General features: G+C 66.6%; 18 protein-coding genes and 2 tRNA genes. 4 read left to right on the top strand and 16 right to left on the bottom strand.

Going from position 1 to position 20652, the window contains the following annotated elements:
• Window positions 1-79: 79 nt before the first annotated feature.
• Entirely contained in the window at window positions 80-499 is a 420-nt protein-coding gene (locus tag ACFO5K_RS20780; protein ID WP_378565440.1) for a CBS domain-containing protein, read from the top strand.
• Window positions 500-505: 6 nt separating this feature from the next.
• On the opposite strand, the gene ACFO5K_RS20775 is transcribed toward ACFO5K_RS20780, so the two are convergent.
• The 3 genes from ACFO5K_RS20775 to ACFO5K_RS20765 form a co-directional block, all read right to left on the bottom strand.
• On the bottom strand, window positions 506-964 hold the full coding sequence (locus ACFO5K_RS20775) for a deaminase (protein ID WP_378565437.1): 459 nt from the start codon (window positions 962-964) through the stop codon (window positions 506-508).
• A gap of 143 nt (window positions 965-1107) precedes the next feature.
• Window positions 1108-1770 (bottom strand): RibD family protein, encoded by a 663-nt coding sequence (locus ACFO5K_RS20770; protein ID WP_378565434.1) that lies wholly within the window; start codon window positions 1768-1770, stop codon window positions 1108-1110.
• A gap of 415 nt (window positions 1771-2185) precedes the next feature.
• Window positions 2186-2848 (bottom strand): aminodeoxychorismate/anthranilate synthase component II, encoded by a 663-nt coding sequence (locus ACFO5K_RS20765; RefSeq protein WP_378565431.1) that lies wholly within the window; start codon window positions 2846-2848, stop codon window positions 2186-2188.
• Window positions 2849-2941: 93 nt separating this feature from the next.
• Here ACFO5K_RS20765 and crgA point away from each other — a divergent pair, with 93 nt between their 5' ends.
• Window positions 2942-3208 (top strand): cell division protein CrgA, encoded by a 267-nt coding sequence (gene crgA / locus ACFO5K_RS20760; RefSeq protein ID WP_378565428.1) that lies wholly within the window; start codon window positions 2942-2944, stop codon window positions 3206-3208.
• A gap of 94 nt (window positions 3209-3302) precedes the next feature.
• On the top strand, window positions 3303-3761 hold the full coding sequence (locus ACFO5K_RS20755; RefSeq protein WP_378565425.1) for a PH domain-containing protein: 459 nt from the start codon (window positions 3303-3305) through the stop codon (window positions 3759-3761).
• A gap of 76 nt (window positions 3762-3837) precedes the next feature.
• Here ACFO5K_RS20755 and ACFO5K_RS20750 read toward each other — a convergent pair whose 3' ends face one another.
• Window positions 3838-4365, bottom strand: a complete 528-nt coding sequence (locus tag ACFO5K_RS20750; protein ID WP_378565422.1) for a peptidylprolyl isomerase — start codon at window positions 4363-4365, stop codon at window positions 3838-3840.
• Window positions 4366-4417: 52 nt separating this feature from the next.
• Between ACFO5K_RS20750 and ACFO5K_RS20745 the strand changes: the two genes are divergently transcribed.
• The gene (locus ACFO5K_RS20745) at window positions 4418-4594 is read left to right on the top strand and encodes a hypothetical protein (protein WP_378565419.1); all 177 of its coding nucleotides are present in this window, start codon (window positions 4418-4420) and stop codon (window positions 4592-4594) included.
• A 15-nt stretch (window positions 4595-4609) separates the two neighbouring features.
• Here the strand turns inward: ACFO5K_RS20745 and ACFO5K_RS20740 are convergent, their stop codons facing one another.
• The 12 genes from ACFO5K_RS20740 to dnaA form a co-directional block, all read right to left on the bottom strand.
• Entirely contained in the window at window positions 4610-5410 is an 801-nt protein-coding gene (locus ACFO5K_RS20740; RefSeq protein WP_378566232.1) for an ABC transporter permease, read from the bottom strand.
• A gap of 53 nt (window positions 5411-5463) precedes the next feature.
• Window positions 5464-6465 carry an ATP-binding cassette domain-containing protein gene (locus tag ACFO5K_RS20735; protein WP_378565416.1) on the bottom strand — a complete coding sequence of 334 codons (1002 nt, stop codon included), beginning with the start codon at window positions 6463-6465 and terminating at the stop codon, window positions 5464-5466.
• Window positions 6466-7072: 607 nt separating this feature from the next.
• Window positions 7073-7972 carry an acyl-CoA dehydrogenase gene (locus tag ACFO5K_RS20730; protein ID WP_378565413.1) on the bottom strand — a complete coding sequence of 300 codons (900 nt, stop codon included), beginning with the start codon at window positions 7970-7972 and terminating at the stop codon, window positions 7073-7075.
• Window positions 7973-7977: 5 nt separating this feature from the next.
• Window positions 7978-8050 (bottom strand) — tRNA-Ala (locus ACFO5K_RS20725).
• 170 nt (window positions 8051-8220) lie between these two features.
• Window positions 8221-8294, bottom strand: a tRNA-Ile gene (locus tag ACFO5K_RS20720).
• Between the two features lie 135 nt (window positions 8295-8429).
• Window positions 8430-9434, bottom strand: coding sequence for a DUF3566 domain-containing protein (locus ACFO5K_RS20715; RefSeq protein WP_378565410.1), 1005 nt, complete (start codon window positions 9432-9434; stop codon window positions 8430-8432).
• Between the two features lie 43 nt (window positions 9435-9477).
• Window positions 9478-11985: a DNA gyrase subunit A gene (gene gyrA / locus ACFO5K_RS20710; RefSeq protein ID WP_378565406.1), complete on the bottom strand. Its 2508-nt coding sequence runs from the start codon at window positions 11983-11985 to the stop codon at window positions 9478-9480.
• 57 nt (window positions 11986-12042) lie between these two features.
• A complete protein-coding gene (gene gyrB / locus ACFO5K_RS20705; RefSeq protein ID WP_378565403.1) occupies window positions 12043-14076 on the bottom strand; it encodes a DNA topoisomerase (ATP-hydrolyzing) subunit B in 2034 nt (677 codons plus the stop codon).
• Window positions 14077-14484: 408 nt separating this feature from the next.
• Window positions 14485-15129 carry a DUF721 family protein gene (locus ACFO5K_RS20700; protein WP_378565400.1) on the bottom strand — a complete coding sequence of 215 codons (645 nt, stop codon included), beginning with the start codon at window positions 15127-15129 and terminating at the stop codon, window positions 14485-14487.
• A 42-nt stretch (window positions 15130-15171) separates the two neighbouring features.
• Window positions 15172-16374, bottom strand: coding sequence for a DNA replication/repair protein RecF (gene recF, locus ACFO5K_RS20695; RefSeq protein WP_378565397.1), 1203 nt, complete (start codon window positions 16372-16374; stop codon window positions 15172-15174).
• Between the two features lie 21 nt (window positions 16375-16395).
• Window positions 16396-17571, bottom strand: coding sequence for a DNA polymerase III subunit beta (gene dnaN / locus ACFO5K_RS20690; protein ID WP_378565393.1), 1176 nt, complete (start codon window positions 17569-17571; stop codon window positions 16396-16398).
• 785 nt (window positions 17572-18356) lie between these two features.
• On the bottom strand, window positions 18357-20525 hold the full coding sequence (dnaA, locus tag ACFO5K_RS20685; RefSeq protein WP_378565390.1) for a chromosomal replication initiator protein DnaA: 2169 nt from the start codon (window positions 20523-20525) through the stop codon (window positions 18357-18359).
• Window positions 20526-20652: the final 127 nt, after the last annotated feature.

Below are 20652 nucleotides of genomic sequence, written 5' to 3'. Positions count from 1 at the left end.
AACCTACCCCCGGCGTCGACCCGGGCGCAGAATAGGGCTGCTTCATCCCACCCAGCACAGCTGAACGAGGAGGTAGCCCATGACCACGGCCAGGGACATCATGAAACCCGGTGCGCAGTGGATAACCCGCGACGACACCGTGATCACCGCGGCCGCGGCGATGGCCGAGCTCGGTGTCGGCTCGCTCGTCGTCGCCGATGACGACGAGCGGATGTGTGGCATCATCACCGACCGCGACATCGTCGTGAAGTGCATCGCGCGCGGCCTGGTCCCGGAGACGACCACCGCCGCCGAACTGTGCGAGTCGACCCCGCGCTGGGTCAGCGCCGATGCCGATGTGGAAGATGTGCTCGACCAGATGGAGAATCACCGGGTCAAGCGGATGCCGGTGATCGAGAACAAGCGGCTCGTCGGGATGATCAGCGAGGCCGATCTGGCCCGGCACCTCGACGACAATCAGCTCGGCGAGTTCGTGACCGCCATCTACGGACGGCCCTGAGCGCCGTCAGCCCAGATCGAGATGGGTGTTCATCGACCTGGCCGCCGTGGCCAGGTCGGTGAGCTCCACCACCCGCACGCCGTTACGGCGGAGTTTGTCCACACCTTCGCAGGCGGCGACGAACAGGCTCGGCTCTCGCCACGCGATCACCACGGTGGGGATGCCCGCGGCCAGGATCCGGTCGGTGCAGGGCGCGCGGCTCGCGGTGGCGCGGGTGGAGCACGGTTCGAGCGTGCTGTAGATCGTCGCCCGGCGCAGGCGGGGATCGTCGGGTTCGAGCTTGTTCAGGGCCGACTCCTCCGCGTGTACCTTCTCGTCGGTTTCACGCGAATAGCCGGTGGCGATCTCCACCCCGTCGGCGACGATCACCGCACCCACCGAGTAGGCCGTCGAGCTGGGCGGACAGTTCCGGGCGAGCTGGATCGCCCTGTGCATGAAGCGGTGATCGGTGTCTTCTGTGTCCACGTCTGCCCCTGATGGTCGAGAGTTATCCACAGCTTGCGCGTGTTGTGGAATTCGTCATGTTCAGCTGTGTAATGTCCTCGGCGCCGAACTGTGAACAACCACATTTTCCCAGGTACGACGCATAATTTCGGCTACCGCACCGGTTACTCCACAGACTCAGTGCTGGTACCGACCAGGTACTTCAGCACAGCGACATCCCCAAGTTGTTCCACAGCCGCCAATCGCATCCGACGCTGTGCGCCACCGGGGAACTGCGCGGGTCCGACGAACCGCGGGGCGGCCGCTTCGCCCACCAGGATCGGCGCGATGGCGAGCCGGATCTCGTCGGCCAGACCGGCAGCCAGGAAGGCGGTGTGCATCCCAGTTCCGCCCTCGACCATCAGCCGGTGGACATCGCGAGCGCCGAGATCGTCGAGCAGAGCCGGCAGGCAGAGTTCCGCACCGAGAACGACCACCTCGGCCAGGCCGTCGAGCCGGTCACCCAGCCGAGCCGCGCCCGCGGTGGAGGTATAGACGAGCTTCGCGCCACCGGTGTGCCAGAAGCGCAGCTCCGGGTCGAGCGCACCGGACTCGGTGACGGTGATCTTCACCGGATACTCCGACCGCCCCGACGACACCCGAGTGGCCCGGCGCTCGGCGCTGTTGACAAGCAGCCGGGGGTTGTCGGCCCGCAAGGTCTGCGCACCGATCAGGATCGCGTCGGACTCGGCCCGGATCTCGTCCACCCGATCGAAATCGGCACTGTTGGACAGCAGCAGCCGCTGGGCACTGGTGTCGTTGATGTACCCGTCGATGCTGGTCGCCACCGACAACAACACCCAAGGCCGAGACCCTCCGCTTCGGGGTAGCTGCTGCGCCGTACTGCTCCCCACGCGTGACTCCGCGGCATCACGGCCCCCGGCACGAGACGCCGTCGCTTCACCACCCCCAGCATGAGACTCCGTCGTGTCACGACTCCCAGCACGAGACTCCGCATCTCCACGGCTCCGGGCACGTGCCTCCGTCGCTGCACCACCCCCGGCTCGAGACTCCGTCGCGTCACCGCCCCCGGCACGCAACTCCGCATCGCCACCGCATCGGCCGCTGGATTCCACGAACTCCCCGATGCCCGGCTCCACGCCTTCGCGGTCGACCGTGCCCGGTGCTGCGACGTGACGTCGCCGTTGCCTCGCAGCGCTGTTCAGTGGCTTCCCCTTCGCTCGTCCGGGCCGGGGTGGATCGTTATGTGGTGACGAGCGCCGCGACCTCGGCCTCGAGCGCGCACACCAGCGCCTCGGCCGGACGCTGCCCGCACACCTCAAGCCAGTTGGCGAGCATCCGGTGCCCGCCCTGGGTGAGCACCGACTCCGGGTGGAACTGCACACCGTGGATCGGCAGGCTGCGGTGGCGCATCGCCATCACGATTCCGCTTTCGGTGTGGCCGACCACTTCCAGTTCGGCGGGCATCGTCTCGGGCAGCACGGTCAGTGAGTGGTAGCGGGTGGCGGTGAACGGGTCGGGCAGACCGGTCAACACGCCGGCGCCGAGGTGGAAGACGTCGCTGGTCTTGCCGTGCAGCAATTCCGGTGCCCGGTCCACGGTGCCGCCGAACGCCTCGCCGATGGCCTGATGCCCCAGGCACACCCCGAGTAGCGGCGTCTCGTGTTTCGCGGCGGCGTGCACCAGCGGGATGCTCGCGCCCGCCCGGTCGGGGCTGCCGGGCCCGGGGCTCACCAGTACGCCGTCGAACGCGCCACCTTCGTCGCCGCGGGTGAGCAGGGCGTCCAGGTCGGCGAGGCGGGGATCGTCGTTGCGCCAGACCACGGCCTCGGTACCAAGCTGGCCGAGGTACTGCACCAGGTTGAACACGAAGCTGTCGTAGTTGTCGACGACCAATACACGCATGCGTCGAGGGTACGTGCCTACCCCGTAGGTCGTCGCATTCATTACCTGGTGGGATAGCCTGGGGGTTACCTGTACTCCGATTTCGAGGACATCATGCCCAAGTCCAAGGTCCGCAAGAAGGCCGACTACTCCCCCAGCGCCGCCAGCCGCACCCCGGTGAAGGTCAAAGCGGTGGGTCCGTCGCCGGTCTGGTACGTCGCGATCATGCTTGGCTTCATGCTCGCCGGCCTCATCTGGCTGATCGTGTACTACCTGGCTGCCGAGCACATCAGCTGGATGAGTGATCTGAACGCGTGGAACTTCCTGATCGGGTTCGGCCTGATGGTCGTCGGCCTCATCATGACCATGCGATGGCGCTGACCAGCCGATACGCCCAGGATTACACCGGTGTAATTCATGCACACCTGTGGATGAAGCTGTGGACAACTCGAGGATCAATGGGGGAACACGCCGCGTGAACGCAGGACGGACCGCCGACAGCACGTCCTGGACCACCCCGGTTTCCGCGCTGATCGCGGTGGCCGGCGGCGGCCTCGTGCTGGTCGTGGCGGCGATTCTCGCCCAGGACGGGCCTTCACGGTTGCTCGTGGGGCTGGCTGCGGTGGCGGTACTGGCCCTGGCCGTGCTCGCCGTCCGTCAGCGCCCCCGGCTGACGATGGTCCCGGGTCCGTCGCCGCGCCTGATCGTCGGCACCCTCACCGGCCCCAACGAGTACCCGCTGGACCGGATCGATCGAATTCGGATGGTCTCCTACCGGCGGATCGGGCGCAAAACCGCCATGCTCGAGGTCGACGTCCGGCACAACGACACCGAGCGCCTGCTGATCTTCGGCCGCTGGGACCTCGGCGCCAATCCACACGATGTCTACGACGCGCTCGTCGTCAACGGTTTCGCCTCGGTGGCCACCGACTGACGTTGTTTCACGTGAAGCAAGAAGAACTCCCCGTCACGATGTTCGTGGCGGGGAGTTCTGGTCGGTGGGGGGATATTCAGTCGATGCTGACGGAGGAGATGACAACCGGCTCGGTCGGGCGATCGTTGCGATCGATCTTCACCGAGGCGATCGCGTCGACCACCTTGCGTGAATCCGGATCGACCACCTCGCCGAAAATGGTGTGCTTGCGGTTCAGGTGCGGCTGCGCGCCTACGGTGATGAAGAACTGCGACCCGTTGGTGCCCGGCCCCGCGTTGGCCATGGCCAGCAGGTAACCGCGGTCGAAACGCAGGTCGGGATGGAATTCGTCACCGAATTCGTAGCCCGGCCCACCGCGGCCGGTGCCGGTGGGGTCGCCGCCCTGGATCATGAACCCCGGGATCACCCGGTGGAAGACGGCGCCGTCGTAGAACGGGCCAGCTTCCGTGCCACCGGCGTTGGCGGTGGTGTAGGGCGCAGTGCCGTCGGCCAGGCCGACGAAGTTGCGCACCGTTTTGGGTGCGTGGTTACCGAAGAGCGCGATCTTGATATCGCCGTGGTTGGTGTGCAGCGTCGCCACGGCCGTCTGGTTGGGTGAGGTCACGCAGGTATGGTGCCACGCGGCGGCCCGAATCCGTTTGTGCCACAGTGGACGAATGAAGCTTCGTAACCCGCTGCTCGCCTCGCTCGCGCTCGCCGGTGCCGGTGGGCTGGCCTGGCTGGCCCGTAGCAAGCGTCCCCAGTTGCCCGAGCCCGCCGCCGAACCGCCCCGTCTCGGCTACTCCCGCAACGGTTCGGCGCCGGCCCCCATCGCGGAGACCGGCGCGCACTGAACCGTGCCCGCGGCCTCAGCGGCTCACGGACTTCTTGTACTGCTTCTGCGCCAGTGGCACGAACACGACCAGGATCACCACGATCCAGATCAGCGTCGTGAGCACCGGGTGCTGCATCGACCAGGCTTCCGGCGGCGGCGCCATCGGATTGGTGTTGCCGAACAGTTCACGCACGGCCTGGGCGAGCGCCGAGACCGGATTCCATTCCGCGAAAATGCGCAGCGGAGTGGGCAGGGCCTCCAGTGGTACGAACAGGTTCGAGACGAAGGTCAGCGGGAAGATCACCATGAAGCTGGCGTTGTTGAAGACCTCCGGTGCCCGCAGCAACAGGCCGACCACGGCCATCGTCCACGACAGCGCGTAGGCGAACAGCAGCATCAGCGCGTAGGCCAGCACCGCGTCGAGGAACGATCCGCGGATCCGCCAGCCGACCAGCAGACCGGTCAGCGACATCACGACCAGGCTCACGATGTTGATCACCACATCGCTGACCGTGCGCCCCACCAGTACCGCCGAGGGCGCCATCGGCAGGGAGCGGAACCGGTCGATGATGCCCTTCTGCATGTCCTCGGCCAGGCCGGCGCCGGTGAACGTGGCACCGAAGACGACGGTCTGGGCGAAGATGCCCGCGATCAGGAACTCGCGGTAGCCGCCCTCGACGCCCGGGATCTGGATCGCCGAACCAAAGATGTAGGCGAACAGCAACACGAACATGATCGGCGACAGCGTGGTGAAGATCAGCACGTCGGGCACGCGTTTGATCTTGATGACGTTGCGTTTCGCGATGGTCAGGCTGTCGCTGACGACCATCGACATCCGCTCACCGAAACCGGGCTCCCGCACGGCCGGAATCTTGCTCACGGTGGTGCTCATCGGTTCTGTCCTTCCTCGGCACCCACGGCCGGCTCGCCGGCTTCACCGGCGACGAGTTCTTCGGCTTCGTGTCCGGTGAGACTGAGGAACACGTCGTCGAGCGAGGGCCGCCGCAACGCGACGTCGTTGATCTGCACCTTGTGCTCGGTGAGCCGTCCGATGGCGGTGACCAGGTCCTGGGAGCCGTCGGCGACGGGCACCGTGAGCTTGCGCAGGCCGGGCTCGAGATGGATCTCGCCGTCGGCCAGCCCGGTCAGCACCTGTTGGGCCGCGGCCAGCTGATCGACGGCGCCGACGGTGAGTTCGATCCGGTCGCCGCCGACGAGGGCCTTGAGTTCGTCGGCGGTACCGCGCGCGATCACCTTGCCGCGATCGATCACCGCGATGGAATCGGCGAGCCGGTCGGCTTCGTCCATGTACTGGGTGGTGAGCAGCAGGGTGGTGCCACCGGCGACGAGCTCCTCGATGACGTCCCAGAGGTCGAGCCGGGCGCGTGGATCCAGGCCGGTGGTCGGTTCGTCCAGGAACAGCACCGGCGGGTTGGCCACCAGGGCGCCCGCGAGGTCAAGGCGCCTGCGCATGCCGCCGGAGTAGCCCTTCACCGGCCGGTCGGCGGCGTCGCTGAGCCGGAAGCGGTCGAGCAGTTCACGTGCGCGTTCCTTACTGCGCCGGGTGCCGAGGTGGTAGAGCCTGCCCACCATCTCGAGGTTCTCGAAACCGGTGAGGTATTCGTCGACGGCGGAGTACTGCCCGGAGGCACCGATCCGGGAACGCAGGGCCTGGGGATTTTTGAGCACGTCCACACCGGCGACGGTGGCACGGCCTTCGTCCGGGACGAGCAGGGTGGTGAGAACGCGAACAGTCGTGGTCTTCCCCGCGCCGTTGGGGCCGAGTAGCGCGGTCACAGTACCTTCGGGGACGGATAGATCGAGGCCGTCCAGGGCGATCAACTGCCCGTACCGTTTGACCAGACCCTCGGCGACGATTGCGTCGGGCATGATTCTCCTGATGTCGTAGTTCAAACGCTGATGGCCTCAGTATTGCGGCACCCACCGACAAGTTGCATCCCCTTTTGCGGGTGAGATCACCGGCCACACGTACAGTTTTGTTCGACATGCCGAGCGGCTGCGACACGCGGCGAATTCAAGTGTTTTTCCGGTCACTCCGCGCGTCCGAATTCGTGCCGACGTGCGGCAGAACGGTACGGATGTACGAGAACATGTTCACCGTACTTTTCGCGTAAACCCTTGCGTACCAGCAAATTCCGTTCGGTTCGAGCCAACGGCCAAGGGCCACTGCCTGGCAACCACCCCACCGGCGGTGTACGGAGTGAACGGAGCGCCATCGCCGCCACCGAAAAATCTCGCGAATCCGTTCGTTGCGTGTCCCCGAATTCCGCTCGTATCGCGTAGGATCGAACACGTCGGCCCCTCCCCCCCGGGCCGACCCTACGCGGGCCTCGGCTAACTCCCCCCCTTCGCCGAGGCCCGCTCCCCATTTTCCGGCAAGGTTGCAGCTCGGTCCTCCGGCCGACGCGCACCGAGACGCCGAACCGCACCACCCGTCGACGGCCGGGCGATCACCCGGCTACCGGGCCCGCCGGCCTCACTCCACAGTCCGCCACGCGGTGGCCGATCGGGCCGTCCGGGCCTTCCCCGCGACGCCCAACAGCAGTACGTCGCGCTCCCAACGCGCCCGGATCTGCGGGTCAACCCGGGCCCACAAAGGTTCGATCTCGGCGCACAGCCCCGTCAGCCGGTCGAAGACACCGCCCAGCGCGATATGGACGCCCACTGAACCGGGGTCGTCGACACTGATCCCCCGCACGGCCGCAAACAGCGCCAGAAGCTGCTCTACGGCCTCAGCCGGCCATCGGGCTTGCCGGGCCACCCGAACGAGTTGTCCGAGCACAGCGGCGAGCACATGCGCGTCTTCGACGGTGCGGAACGGTTTCAGGTAGTCGGCGTAGCCGTCACCGGGCAGCAGCACACCAGGCGCGGAATCGAAAGCGACGCTCGCGTGCGGAATCTCCGGAGCGAACGGGAGTTCGGGCAGCGGTGTGACGACGCAGCCCTCGCCGACCGGCACGAGCACGGCCCGCAGGTTCGCCCGGCCGTCGGACCGCGTGCCCGCGCGGGCGATCACCACGAAGCAGGTGGCGAAGGTGCCGAGCGTGGCGAAGGTCTTGGTGCCGGTGACCGCCCCGTCGGCGGTCACGGTGGTGGTCATCGAAGCCGGCCGCGCACCGGTCGCCTCGGTGGCGCAGAGGGAGGTGAGTTCGGCGGCACCCAGTTCCGGCACGAGCGCGTGCAGGGCTTCCTGGTAGCCACCGAGAAAAGCGGAACCTGTTCCCACACTGTCGAAACCGGCGATCGCGGCCCGGTCGACGGAACTGTCGAAACCGGAGGATCGGGCACGGTGCTGGGCCCAGTCCGCCGCGAAATCAGCCGAATCGGCGTCGCCGGGGGCGGCGGTGAGCAGAAAATCGAAAACCGAGGAATTCACGGAAGTGGAGCCTAGGGGAATCGAACCCCTAACCCCTGCCTTGCAAAGGCAGTGCTCTGCCAATTGAGCTAAGGCCCCTGGCTGGTTCGCCGAACCAGTTGGCAACCCGAATCAGCGGGTGGTGACCTCACGCCAGAGGTCGGCGTCATCGCGCTTGCGGAATTTGGTGATACCGATGAGAACCGCGATCACAACACCGACCGTGAGGACAACCTTCATGATTCCCACCCTACTGTGATGTTCGGGAGTGGGCCTAGGAGGACTTGAACCTCCGACCTCTTCGTTATCAGCGAAGCGCTCTAACCGCCTGAGCTATAGGCCCGAACTCGTTTTCGATCCCCTGCCGAAGCAGTGAACCGCAACGAGAAACGAGGTTACCTTACCCGGCTGCCGATAACCAAAACGGCCGGTCAGAGCCAGTTTCCTGGTCTGACCGGCCGCTCGGCGAAACGCGGGTCTAGTCCGGGTCGGCCAGGGTCACCTGGATACCACCGACCAGATCGCAGCACTGGTTGTAGATGAACACCCCGACCGTCGCCAGCGCGGTGAACAGCACCACGTTGATCAGGCCGATCACACCGGCATAACCGAACACCGTGCCCGCATCGATCAGGCTCGACGAACTGCCCTCCTGGTTCAGCATCTCGCCCAGGGAGTTGTCCAGGTTGTCCCACACGCCCATGCCGGCCAGCACGATGTAGAGCAGGCCGACGGCCACCATCCACACGAAGAACAGCGCGACACTGATCACCAGGGTGATCTTCAACGTCGACCACGGATCGATCCGGCGCACCTGCACCGTGGCCCGCAGCGGCTCCCCCGCCGACGCGGCGGCGATCGCCACCGGAACAGCGGGCGAGACCGGACCGGCGGGAGCGGCCCGGCCACCGAGACCGGGCTGCGGCGCCATGGGCACCCCGGGCGGGGCCGCCGGCGGCGCCTCGTTACCCGGATGCCGGACGTCGGACAGATCGGGCATGTCCTTGACCAGCTCCGGCCGGGAGATGCTGCGGGTTGGTCCGTCGATACCGACGGACTTCACCATCGCGGCTTCCTTGCGCGCAGCCTTGGCCGCCAGGTCGGCCGTGGTCCGGGCGTTGGACGCGCCACTGCCCTTCAGACCACCACCGCCCCCCGAGCCAGAGGCCGGACGCCCCTGGCTCGGCGACTCACCAGGCCGGTACAGGTTCGACTGAGGTTCCCGCTGCGGCAGCTGGGCCCACCCGTCCTGATACGGCGACTTGCCCTTGCCGTTACCCGGCGCCGGGGGTTGTTCGGTACCCATCCGCACGGTCGACTGGTCGAACGATTCGTCCTTGGCGGCACCGGGTTCGGGCGCCGACTCCTCGGCCGGACCGCCCTGGCGCGGGATCGGGCGCGGCTGGATCGGAGACGAGGCAATCCGCTCGGTGACGCCGTTGGTCGGGTTCCGATCGTCGTTCGACTGATTCGGTGTGGTCAATGGAATCCTCAGATCCGTTCGTTGCCGCCGCTGTTTTGGGTTGTTACTCCGAAGCCGCGCCGCCGAGGAGCTCGTCGGGATCGGGCTCGTCGGCGTTGCGCGCGATTGCTAGCAAGGTATCGCCATCGGCGAGGTTCATCAATCGCACGCCCTTGGTCTGGCGTCCGGCCCGGCGAACCTGCTTGGCCGCGGTACGGATGACGCCACCACTGGACGTGATCGCGTACAACTCGTCCTCGTCGTCGACGATGAGCGCACCCACCAGGCTGCCACGCTTGGGATCGTATTGGATTGTCAATACGCCTTTTCCGCCACGACCCTGTGCGGTGTACTCCTCGATCGCGGTGCGCTTGGCGTACCCGCCCGACGTCGCCACCAGCAGATACGTGCCCTCACGCACCACATTCAGCGAGAGCAGCTCGTCATCGGTGTTGAAGCGCATGCCCTGCACGCCGGAGGTGGCCCGGCCCATCGGACGCAGCGCCTCGTCGGTGGCGGCGAAGCGGATCGACTGTCCCTTCGCCGAGACCAGCAGCAGGTCGTCGTCGGAGGAGCACAGCACCGCGCCGACCAGTTCGTCGTCATCGCGCAGGTTCACCGCGACGATGCCGCCGGAACGGTTGGAGTCGAAATCGGTGAGCTTGGACTTCTTCACCAGGCCCGTACGGGTCGCCAACACCAGGTACGGGGCGTCCTCATAGGTCTTGAGCTGGATGATCTGGGCGATCTTCTCGTCCGGCTGGAAGGCCAGCAGGTTCGCCACGTGCTGGCCACGCGCGGTGCGGTTGGCCTCGGGCAGCTCGTAGGCCTTCACTCGGTAGACGCGGCCCTTGTTGGTGAAGAACAGCAGCCAGTCGTGGGTGGAGGAGACGAAGAAGTGCTTGACGATGTCGTCCTGCTTGAGCCCCGCGCCCATCACGCCCTTGCCGCCGCGTTTCTGCGAACGGTAGAGATCGGTCCTGGTGCGCTTGGCGTAGCCGGTCTCGGTGATCGTCACCACCACGTCCTCGCGGGCGATCAGATCCTCGTCGTTGACGTCACCGTCGGCGGCGATGATCCTGGTGCGGCGGTCGTCGCCGTACTTCTCGACGATCTCGGCCAGCTCGTCGCGCACGATCGCGCGCTGACGTTCCGGCTTGGCCAGAATGTCCTTGTAGTCGGCGATCTCGAGTTCGATCTTGGCCAGGTCGTCGACGATCTTCTGGCGCTCCAGCGCCGAGAGGCGACGCAGCTGCATGTCCAGGATCGCGGTGGACTGGATCTCGTCGATCTCGAGCAGCTGCATCAGGCCGGTGCGCGCGGTGTCGGTGTTGGCCGCGCGGCGGATCAGCGCGATCACCTCGTCGAGCATGTCCAGTGCCTTGACCAGGCCGCGCAGGATGTGAGCCCGCTCCTCGGCCTTGCGCAGCAGGTAGCGGGTGCGCCGGACGATGACCTCGAGCTGGTGATTCACGTAGTAGCGAATCATCTGGTCCAGGCGCAGGGTGCGCGGCACGCCGTCGACGATCGAGAGCATGTTCGCGCCGAAGCTGGTCTGCAACTGGGTGTGCTTGTAGAGGTTGTTCAGCACCACCTTGGCCACCGCGTCACGCTTGACCGTGACCACGATGCGCATGCCGACCCGGTCCGAGGACTCGTCGTGGATATCGGAGATACCCGCGATCTTCGCGTCCTTGACCTGCTCGGCGATGGAGTTGACGAAGTTGTCGGTGTTCACCTGGTACGGCAGCTCGGTGATGACGATCGTGGTGCGACCACGCGCGTCTTCCTCGATCTCGACCACACCGCGCATCCGGATGGAACCGCGACCGGTGGTGTAGGCGTCGTGGATGCCCTGGCTGCCGACGATCAGGCCGTGGGTCGGGAAATCGGGGCCCTTGACCCGCTCCATGCACGCGGCGAGGGTGGATTCCTCGTCGGCCTCGTAGTTGTCCAGGGCCCAGTAGATGGCCTCGGCGAGCTCGTTGAGGTTGTGCGGCGGAATGTTGGTGGCCATACCCACCGCGATGCCGTTGCTGCCGTTCATCAGCAGGGCGGGCACGCGCGCGGGCAGCACCGTCGGCTCCCGCGAGCGACCGTCGTAGTTGGCGACGAAATCGACCGTTTCCTGGTCGATGTCGCGCAGCATCTCCATCGCGAGCGGAGTCAGCCGGCACTCGGTGTAACGCATGGCGGCCGCGCCGTCGTTGCCACGGGAACCGAAGTTGCCCTGACCGTCGACCATCGGGTAGCGCAGCGACCAGGGCTGCGCCATGCGCACGAGGGTGTCGTAGATCGACGAGTCACCGTGCGGGTGGTAGTTGCCCATGGTCTCGGCGACGGGGCGCGCGGACTTCACGTAGCCGCGATCGGGGCGGTAGCCGTTGTCGTACATCGCGTAGAGCACGCGCCGGTGCACCGGCTTGAGGCCGTCGCGCACATCGGGCAGCGCGCGGCCCACGATCACGCTCATCGCGTAATCGATGTAGCTGTTCTGCATTTCGGTCTGGATGTCGACCGGTTCGGTCCGGTCGCCCGCACCGCCGGACGGTGGCAGCGTGGTCTCAGTCATCAAATCTCCTTCGAGGGGCCGATGGGCGAGTGGGCGCGCCGGGCGGCGCAGCGCCGCTTACACATCGAGGAAACGGACGTCCTTGGCATTGCGGGTGATGAAGCTGCGACGTGCCTCCACGTCCTCGCCCATCAGCACGGAGAACAGCTCGTCGGCCGCGGCCGCGTCGTCGAGCGTCACCTGACGAAGCACCCGCACCGACGGATCCATGGTGGTTTCCCACAGTTCCTTGGCGTTCATCTCGCCCAGACCCTTGTAGCGCTGGACGCCGTCGTCCTTGTTGATCTTCTTGCCGGCTGCCAGCCCGGCCTCCATCAGCGCGTCACGTTCGCGGTCGGAGTAGGCGAATTCCGGCTCGGAGCGCTGCCACTTGAGCTTGTACAGCGGCGGCTGGGCCAGGAACACGTGACCCTGCTCCACCAGCGGCCGCATGAAGCGGAACAGCAGGGTGAGCAGCAGCGTCGCGATGTGCTGGCCGTCGACGTCGGCGTCGGCCATCAGGATGATCTTGTTGTAGCGCAGCTTGGCGATATCGAACTCGTCGTGGATACCGGTGCCGAACGCGGTGATGATCGACTGGACCTCGTTGTTCTTGAGGACGCGGTCGATGCGGGCCTTCTCGACATTGATGATCTTGCCGCGCAGCGGAAGGATCGCCTGGTACATCGAGTCGCGGCCGGACTTGGCCGAACCGCCGGCGGAGTCACCCTCCACGATGTAGATCTCGCACTTGGCGGGGTCCTTGGAACGGCAGTCGGCCAGCTTGCCCGGCAGGCCGCCCAGATCGGTCGCCGACTTGCGGCGCACCAGCTCACGCGCCTTGCGCGCGGCCAGGCGGGCCTGCGCCGAGGACACCGCCTTCTGCACGATGGTCTTCGCGTCGGCCGGGTTGGCCTCGAACCAGTGCTGCAGGTGCTCGTTGCAGGCACGCTGCACGAACGACTTCACCTCGGTGTTGCCCAGCTTGGTCTTGGTCTGGCCCTCGAACTGCGGTTCGCCGACCTTCACGCTCACGATGGCGGCCAGGCCCTCGCGGATGTCGTCGCCGGTGAGGTTGCCGTCCTTGTCCTTGAGGAGCTTCTTCTCCTTGGCGTACTTGTTGACCACCGTGGTGAGCGCCGAACGGAAGCCCTCTTCGTGGGTGCCGCCCTCATGGGTGTTGATGGTGTTGGCGAAGGTGTGCACCGACTCGGAGTAACCCGAGTTCCACTGCATGGCGACCTCGAGCTCGTGGCCGGTGCCCTTGGCGGTGTAGCCGACGACCGAGTTGTGGATGGCCGACTTCGTGCGGTTGATGTGGCGGACGAAATCCACCAGGCCGCCCGGGTAGTGATAGGTGCGGGTCTTGACCTTGTGCTCGACCGCTTCCGCGGCGACGACCTCGGCATCCTTGGGCGCCTCGGCGGTCTCGCTGACCACCTCGTCGGTGACCTCGGTGTTGCTGACCCGCTCGTCGGTGAGCTTGATGGTGAGGCCCTTGTTCAGGAAGGCCATCTCCTGCAGGCGCCGCGCCACGGTCTCGAAGTTGTAGTACGTGGTCTCGAAGATGTCGGAGTCGGCCCAGAACCGCACCGTGGTGCCGGTCTTCTTGGTCGGCTCGCCCTGCACCAGCTTGCCGGGCTTGGCGTCCTTGTAGGTCTGGCTCCAGTGGTGGCCGTCGGTGTCGACCTCCACCTCGACCTTGGTCGACAGGGCGTTCACCACCGAGATACCGACACCGTGCAGACCACCGGAGACCGCGTAGGAGTCGGAGTCGAATTTGCCGCCCGCGTGCAACTGGGTCATGACGACCTCGATCGTGGGCACACCCTGGGCGTGCATCGCGACCGGGATGCCGCGACCGTCGTCGATCACCTCGACGCCGCCGTCGGCGAGCAGGGTCACCTCGACCTTGCTGGCGTGGCCGGCCATCGCCTCGTCGACCGAGTTGTCCACAACCTCCCAGATGAGGTGGTGCAGACCGCGTTCACCGGTGGAACCGATGTACATGCCAGGGCGCTTACGCACCGCCTCGAGGCCTTCGAGGACCGTGATGGAGGAGGCACCGTAGCCTGAGGTATTGCCCGATGCGTTGGAGTCGTTGGCAGCCACTTGTCGGTAGCTCTCCTTACTTGCTGATCCCTGGCGCAGCGATCCGGGCAGCACGCGCACGGCTCGTAGGAGAGCCATCAGATATCACGGACTGCACAGCACGCGCCGAGGGTTCGCCGCTGGTTACGTCACCATCCTACTGGTAAGCCCAACTTACAGTGCACCTACGACACCCCTGACGTCTCCGTGAATGCGAGAAATCGGTCCACGCCGAGTCCTTTCCGCCTCTCCGCCGATTTTGCCGGTCGTAGACGCTGCTAGGGATCAGCTGGCGAGTGGCGTGTGACCGGGCTCGCGTCCCAGGCGATTCAGACCCTCGAAGTTATCCACAGGCTTTGTCCACAGGCTCACCAACAAGGGTGTGGAAGCGCCGCCGCCACAATGAAACTCACGCCGGTGACCGTCCGGCTACCCGTAGGTGTCACGCGGCCCGCGACCCTTGACGTGCCGATCGCCCTTGCGCCAACTCGGTGCGGCCGGACCGGTGATCCGCAACTGGGTGACCACCCCGTTGCCCACCGCCGCACTGATCTTGGCCAGGATCTGGCTCTGCAACATCCGCAGCTGGGTGGCCCACGCGGTGGACTCCGCAGCGATCTTGAGCACACCGTTCTCGAGGGTCACCGGCGTGGCGTGTGAGGCGATGTCCTCGCCGACCACACTGGACCACCGACCGAACACCATGCCCTCGGAAACCTTGCCTGACCAGCCACGATTCTTCGCGATCGAGCCGGCCAGCGAGGACAGCAGCTGCGGATCACGCGGATCCGGGCCGGCTCCGGACCACCCGCTGCGCCGCCTGCCGCCCGCGCGCAACTTGCGCACCGGCGAGGCGCGGCCCTGCCCGACGGACTTGCCGTTCGCCTTGGCCGCGGCCCGCGCCTCCTCCAGCGCGCGGCGGGCCAGATCGATCCCGCGCAGTTCCGCTTCCGGTTCGTCCTGCACAGGTTCCTGCCTTTCGATCTCGACGACGGCCCGGCTCTCGACGCCGGTTCGGTGCGCAGGGAAGTCTACGCGGGAATGCCGAATCGACCGGTGTGCGCCGACCGGCATATGTCCAGCATGCCGCCGGTTCTCCACAGGCCCTGTTGATAACTATGGCTGCCTGTGCATATCTTTGGGCGATTCGTCGCTTTCGACGACGATCCGGGAGACGCGCTGGTCGGCTTCCCCGGTGGTGTGCACCAACAGCGGTTCGGCGGCCAGCTCCGCAGGCACGTCCTCGGCCACCGCGGCGGTGATCAACACCTGCTCGGCACCGGCGGCCACCTCGGCCAGTGCGGCGCGTCGGCGCCGATCCAGCTCGGCGAAGACGTCATCGAGCAGCAGCACCGGTTCGGCACCGGTGTCGCGCAACAGTTCGAACGAGGCCAGCCGCAGCGCCAGCGCGAACGACCAGGACTCACCATGGCTGGCGAACCCCTTGGCCGGTGCGCTGCCGAGCAGCAGCTCCAGCTCGTCGCGGTGCGGGCCCACCAGACACACACCGCGGTCGAGTTCCCGATTGCGCGCGGCGGCCAGTTCCCGCAGCACGATCTCGTGCAACCGGGCCACATCGTCGTCGGCGGGTTCCCTGGCCGGGTCGAGCAGTTCCGGCGGCAGGTACCCCGACCGGTAAGCGATTGCGGCCGGACGAGATTCGGGCGCGATCGACCGATAAGACTGTGCCAGATAGGGATACAGGTCATGGACCAGCCGCAGGCGCTGGGCCAGCAGCACCGACGCGTGCTCGGCCAGATGCCCGTCCCACACGTCGAGGGTGCCCAGGTCCGAACGCGAACGCACCTGTCGTCCAGCGGTTTTCAACAGCGCTGAGCGCTGGCGCAGCACCTTGTCGTAGTCGGCGCGCACACCGGCCAGCCTGGGCAACCGGGCTGTGCACAACTCGTCGAGGAACCTGCGCCGCTCCCCCGGGTCGCCGCGCACCAGCGCCAGATCCTCGGGGGCGAACAGCACGGTCTGCAAGATCCCCAGGATCTCACGCGAACGGCGTACCGGTGAACGGTTGATCTGCGCGCGATTGGCCGCACCCTGCTTGAGATCCACATCCACGCGCAGCTCGCGGCCCGCGTTGACCACGGTGGCACCGATCCTGGCCTGCGTCGTGCCCATCCGGATCAGCGGTGCGTCGGCCGAGACCCGATGTGACCCGAGGGTGGCCAGGTAGCCGACCGCTTCGAGCAGGTTGGTCTTACCGTTGCCGTTGGCGCCCAGCAGCACGGTGCGCCCTGGGGACAACTCGAGCTCGGCGTGTTCCCACGACCGGAAATCACGGACCGACAGTGCGCGAATGAACATGCAGGCGCGGGACGAGCCGGCTCAGCCGGGCAGCCGGACCGGCATCAACAGGTAGATGTACTGGCTCTCCAATGCCGCGAACGCCCCGGACTCGAGCACCTTGGGCTCCTCGTCGGAGGCAGGCAGCAGCACCGCCGGGCGGCTGGGGGTGGTGAATCCGAAGGTGACCCGATCGGTGTGCAACGCGGCCAGGCCCTCGGTGAGGTAACCGGGGTTGAACGCGATGGTCAGCGGTTCACCGCGGAAATCGGCTTCCAGCCATTCCTCGGCCCGGCCCGCGTCGTCCCCACCCGCCGACAGCAGCACGCCGTCTGTGGAGAACTCGAGCCGCACCTGGGCACCGCGCTCGGCCACCAGGGCGACACGCTTGATCGCCTCCGAGAGCACCGACACCGGCAACGTGGCGATGGAGGTGTGCTCCTTGGGGAGCAACTGGCGGAACTTGGGGAATTCGGCGTCGAGCAGGCGGGTGGTGGTGCGCCTGCCCGCGTTCACGATGCCGAGCAGACCGTCACCACCGCCGCCGTTGCCCAGCGACAGCTGCACCGGCGCCGACGCGGAACCGAGCGTCTTGGCGGCCTCGGACAACGTGCGCGCGGGAATGAGCACCGCGGTCTCGATGTCGGAGCGGTTGGGCTGCCACTGCAGGTGGCGCACGGCGAGGCGGAAGCGGTCGGTGGCGGCGAGCACCACGTCGTTGCCCTCGATCTCGACCCGGATACCGGTGAGCATCGGCAGCGTGTCGTCGCGGCCGGCGGCGACGGCGACCTGGCCGACCGCCTCGGCGAACACATCGACGCTGAGTTCACCGGTCTGCTGTGGCACCTCGGGCAGTTGGGGATAGTCCTCGACCGGCATGGTCGGCAGGGAGAACTTGGCGCTGCCACAGGCGATGAGCACGCGGGTGCCGTCGACGGAGACATCGACCGGCTTGTTCGACAGCGCCTTGGTGATGTCGGCGAGCAGGCGACCCGAAACGAGCACCTGGCCCGGACCGGCGACCTCGGCCGCCACCCGCATCTGCGCGGAGACCTCGTAGTCGAAGCCGGAGACGGTCAGGCCGTTCTCGTCGGCCACCAGCAGGACGCCACCGAGAACCGGTACCGGCGGCCGGGACGGGAGGCTGCGGGCCACCCAGGCCACCGACTCGGCGAAATCCTCTCGGGCGACCCGAAACTTCATGCTCGCAAGCTCCATCGCCCGATTGTCCTCTCCGAGTTTCGAATCCGTGTGCGGGGGTGTTCAGCGGAGTTGAGGTGCTGTGTCGGCCGCGCACTGAGTCTTGCACAACCTGCCGACAACCAAACGGTACCCGGACATCGCGTGATCTCCGCACCGACCCTCCCTGGCGATTCCCGTGTCCCGGACCGACCCCTGTCCTCCTTGCTGCCTGTTAGTGAACAACCGACCGAGCCGAGCCTGTCCGCACCGACTTTCCACACACCCTGTTTTCAAGAGATCTCTCCAAGAATGAAATCTGAAGTAGTAGTAGGCCCTGTGGAATCTGTGGACTTCCCGTGTTTACGCAGGTCACAGGGCGCGGTGGGTTGGGGATGGCCGTGGAGTGACTCGAGGATGAATCGGCGGTGTCTGTGGACAGCCGAAGTTGTCCCAAATCCATCCTCGAGTTGTCCTCGAGTTGTTCCACCAGATTCACCCAGTTGTTCACATGGTGATCCAGGGTGGTGACGAATCGGTGGATTCCTCGAGGACTCCACAGGAAGTCCTCGAGGAATCCACAGGCCGGTTTCGGCGGCGACGCAGGTCACAGGCACTCACAGGGTGTTGGCGGATCGACCTGTGGACGATGTGGACAACTGCCTGTGAGTAGATGCTCCCCAGCCTGTCCCCAGGGCCTGTGTGTGAACCGGTGCACAAACCTGTGGATTCCTCGAGGAGTCCACAGGAACTCCTCGAGGAATCCACAGGGCAAAAAAGAACACCGCCCCAGGTCAGGGCGGTGTTCGGGGTTGGGGATGAAATCAGCGCGAACGTTGCTTGATTCGGGCTGTGAGTTCTTGCACCTGGTCGTAGACGCGACGGCGCTCCGTCATCTCCTTGCGCACCTTTTTCTCCGCGTACATCACCGTGGTGTGGTCGCGACCGAACGCCTGACCGATCTTGGGCAGCGACAGATCGGTGAGCTCACGGCACAGATACATCGCGATCTGGCGGGCCTGGGCCAGCGGACGCGCCTTACCCGGCCCTGTGAGCTCTTCCAGCGTGGTGTTGAAGTACTCCGCGGTGACAGCCATGATCGTGGCCGCGTTGATCTCGAGTGCCGCCGTGTCGGGCATGAGATCGCGCAGCACCACCTCGGCCAGCGACAGGTCGAGCGGCTGACCGTTGAGCGAGGCGAAGGCCGTCACCCGGATCAGCGCACCCTCGAGCTCACGGATATTGCGCTCCACCCGGCTCGCGATCAGTTCCAGCACGTCGTGGGGCACGTCGAGCCGGTCCATGCGCGCCTTCTTGCGCAGGATGGCGATGCGGGTCTCTAGCTCGGGCGGCTGCACATCGGTGATCAGGCCCCACTCGAAGCGGGTCCGCAGCCGTTCCTCCAGGGTGGCCAGCTGCTTGGGCGGACGATCCGAGGACACCACGATCTGCTTGTTCGCGTTGTGCAGGGTGTTGAAGGTGTGGAAGAACTCTTCCTGGATGCCTTCCTTGCCCTCGATGAACTGGATGTCGTCCACCAGCAGGATGTCGGTCTCGCGGTAGCGCCGCTTGAACGCGACCTTGCGGTCGTCACGCAGGCTGTTGATGAAGTCGTTGGTGAACTCCTCGGTGGACACGTACTTCACCCGCATACCGGGGAACAGGCGCTGGGCGTAGTGACCGGCTGCGTGCAGCAGGTGCGTCTTACCCAAACCCGAGGCGCCCCAGACGAACAGCGGGTTGTAGGCCCGCGCCGGAGCCTCCGCGATAGCGACCGCGGCGGCATGGGCGAACCGGTTCGAGGCACCGATGACGAACGTGTCGAAGGTGTACTTGGCGTTCAGACTTGCCGAGGACGAGGACTGCGGCGGCGCCTCGGGCGACTTGTTGAAATAGGTCGGCCAGTTGTTGCGGTTGTCGACCACCGGCTCGTCATCGACGGGCTGCGCACCGGGCGTGCCGGGACGCGGCGGCTCCGGTGCCGACTCCGCCACCGGTTCCTCGGCCCGCGCGGCCGCCGGTTCCTCCGACTGCGGTGCGCGGCCGCGATGGGGCGCGCGCTGCGGCGGATCGGTGGGAAAAAGCGATTCCTGACCAGGCGCGATGTGCTCGCGTCGCGGCGAGCCCGCCTGCTCACGGCGCGGCGCGGATTCGGCCGGACGCTGATCGGGACGTGCGCCGCGGTACTCGCCACGACCACCGAACTCGCCGCCGGCGTAGTCGGACACGGGGTAGGCCGCGGTCGGCTCGTAATCGGCGCCCGGGAACTCGGCGCGCTCACCCGGATAGTCACCGGCGGCCTGCTGATACTCCGAAGACTGCTGGTATTCGGGCTGTTGGTACTCGGACGGCTGCTGGTACTCCGCGGGCTGCTGCGAGTACTCGGACTCGGCCGAGTACTCCCGATGCGCGGGGTACTCGTTGCGCTCGCCGTACTCGCCGCCCTGCATCGGGTAGTCGCGACCGCCGAAACTGTTGCTGTACTCGGCCGCGGCCGGATAGTCGTTGCCGTAGTCGCCACCCGCGGAGTACTCGTCCGCGCCGTAGCGGGGCCTGCCGTACTCACCGCGCTGGGCGTAATCGGGAACGCTGAAGTCGGGGCCGGGATATCCGGCCGGCGGGCGCACCTGTTCGCGGGGACGCTCGGGCCTGCTCGTCATCCTGGCGTGGCGGGGCGAACTGCCCGCGCGCTCCCCCGCGGCCGGGCTCGGCGCGGCGATGCGCACCCCGAGTCCTTCCACCTGCGGACCGAGCCGCCGTGCCAGCGAACGCAGGATCGGCTCGCGCAGATCCCGCTCGATCGCCTCCTGCGCCAGCGAAGACGGAACCGACAGCAACGCGAAACCCTGGGCGACGGTGAGCGGTTTGACCAGTTTGAGCCAGGCCTGCTGGGCGCGGCTCACCGCGGGAATGGCGCCGTCGGCGGAGCCGGTGGTGAGTTCGGCAACAACCTCCGGCCACACTGTGGCCAGCACGTTCTGCTCGTCGTCCATGCAGCGTCCTCCCCGGACCGGTTTGTTGGGGCCCACGGCCGGGCGCACGCAAGCAACCACCTGCTGAGCAGGTGGAATCCAAGTGTCCTGCGTACAACCGAAGCCGGGTCGAACGCCGTGCGGTCCC

The sequence above is a fragment of the Nocardia halotolerans genome (assembly GCF_042650145.1).
Taxonomy (GTDB): Bacteria; Actinomycetota; Actinomycetes; order Mycobacteriales; family Mycobacteriaceae; genus Nocardia; species Nocardia halotolerans.
This window is presented reverse-complemented; position numbering and strand designations above follow the sequence as displayed.

Bases quoted from the DNA above. Each gene is read 5' to 3' on its own strand.
- ACFO5K_RS20765 (WP_378565431.1), bottom strand. From the start codon at position 2,848: ATGCGTGTATTGGTCGTCGACAACTACGACAGCTTCGTGTTCAACCTG.
- ACFO5K_RS20745 (WP_378565419.1), top strand. From the start codon at position 4,418: ATGAAGCTTCGTAACCCGCTGCTCGCCTCGCTCGCGCTCGCCGGTGCC.
- dnaA (WP_378565390.1), bottom strand. From the start codon at position 20,525: ATGGACGACGAGCAGAACGTGCTGGCCACAGTGTGGCCGGAGGTTGTT.
- ACFO5K_RS20700 (WP_378565400.1), bottom strand. From the start codon at position 15,129: ATGCCGGTCGGCGCACACCGGTCGATTCGGCATTCCCGCGTAGACTTC.
- ACFO5K_RS20740 (WP_378566232.1), bottom strand. From the start codon at position 5,410: ATGTCGATGGTCGTCAGCGACAGCCTGACCATCGCGAAACGCAACGTC.
- ACFO5K_RS20735 (WP_378565416.1), bottom strand. From the start codon at position 6,465: ATGCCCGACGCAATCGTCGCCGAGGGTCTGGTCAAACGGTACGGGCAG.
- ACFO5K_RS20780 (WP_378565440.1), top strand. From the start codon at position 80: ATGACCACGGCCAGGGACATCATGAAACCCGGTGCGCAGTGGATAACC.
- gyrA (WP_378565406.1), bottom strand. From the start codon at position 11,985: ATGACTGAGACCACGCTGCCACCGTCCGGCGGTGCGGGCGACCGGACC.
- dnaN (WP_378565393.1), bottom strand. From the start codon at position 17,571: ATGGAGCTTGCGAGCATGAAGTTTCGGGTCGCCCGAGAGGATTTCGCC.
- recF (WP_378565397.1), bottom strand. From the start codon at position 16,374: ATGTTCATTCGCGCACTGTCGGTCCGTGATTTCCGGTCGTGGGAACAC.
- crgA (WP_378565428.1), top strand. From the start codon at position 2,942: ATGCCCAAGTCCAAGGTCCGCAAGAAGGCCGACTACTCCCCCAGCGCC.